This window comes from Ruegeria spongiae, assembly GCF_023502395.1.
Lineage (GTDB): Bacteria > Pseudomonadota > Alphaproteobacteria > Rhodobacterales > Rhodobacteraceae > Ruegeria_C > Ruegeria_C spongiae.
In genome coordinates this window covers 1-921 of sequence record NZ_JAMFMB010000086.1, presented here as the reverse complement: position 1 = coordinate 921, position 921 = coordinate 1, and the positions used below count along the sequence as shown (strand labels likewise).

The following is a 921-nucleotide window of genomic DNA, read 5'->3' as shown; positions in this document are numbered from 1 at the left end:
ATCGCCGGAACAGCCGTGACAGCACGCGCACGTGCAAAAAGAACCCCGGCTTACAAGCAACCCACCGGATGCCATCCGGCGAGAGACCGCCGCCCGGGACGATCATGTGGATGTGGGGATGATGGGTGAGTGCTGAGCCCCATGTGTGGAGTACGCTGGTCATGCCCACGCGAGCGCCGAGACGCTTGGGGTCTGCCGCGATCGTCGTCACTGTCTCAGCAGATGCTTTGAACAGCAGACCATAAACTGACCGCTTGTTCCAAAGCGCAATGCGCGCAATCTCCGCCGGAAGTGTGAAGACCACATGGAAGTACTCCACCGGCAGCAGGTCCTCTGCGCGCGCCGCCATCCAGCCACGCGCCGCTGGCGCCTGGCATTTGGGGCAATGCCGGTTCTTGCAGCTGTTATAGGCAATGTGCTGGTGACCACACTTGGTACACGCGGCCACATGACCGCCGAGCGCCTCCGTACGGCAAGCCTCTATCGCTGACATGACGCGCAGTTGTGCTCAGCTTGGCATGCCCCAGCAGAACCTGAATGACCCGCACATCGGTTCCGGCTTCAAGCAGGTGGGTCGCGAAGCTGTGGCGCAGAGAGTGCAGCGTGCTGCGAGGCTTCTTAATACCCGCCAAGTGTTTGGCTGCACTGAAAGCGCGATTCAATTGGCGCGGTGAGAGCGGGTTGATCCTGGGCTTTCCCGGAAACAGCCAACCCTCCGGCCGGGCCTCACGCCAATAGTCACGCAAAAGCGCCAGAAGGCCGGGCGACAGCATCACCTTGCGATCCTTCCCACCCTTGCCCCGTTCGACATGGATGAGCATGCGGTCGCTATCGATATCGCTGACCTTCAGATTGCAAACTTCTGACGCGCGGAGCCCGGTGCCATAAGAAATGCTGAGCGCCGCGCGATACTTAAGTCCT

Annotated in this window: 1 protein-coding gene and 1 pseudogene; both read right to left on the bottom strand. The window is 60.9% G+C overall.

All coding sequences use genetic code 11. From position 1 onward, the window contains the following. Positions 1-505, bottom strand: a pseudogene (locus M3P21_RS22350) (IS91 family transposase); the annotation flags it as partial. Next, on the bottom strand, positions 405-921 hold a 517-nt coding region (locus tag M3P21_RS22345; protein WP_249713713.1), incomplete at its 5' end, for a tyrosine-type recombinase/integrase. The pseudogene M3P21_RS22350 and the gene M3P21_RS22345, both read right to left, overlap by 101 nt.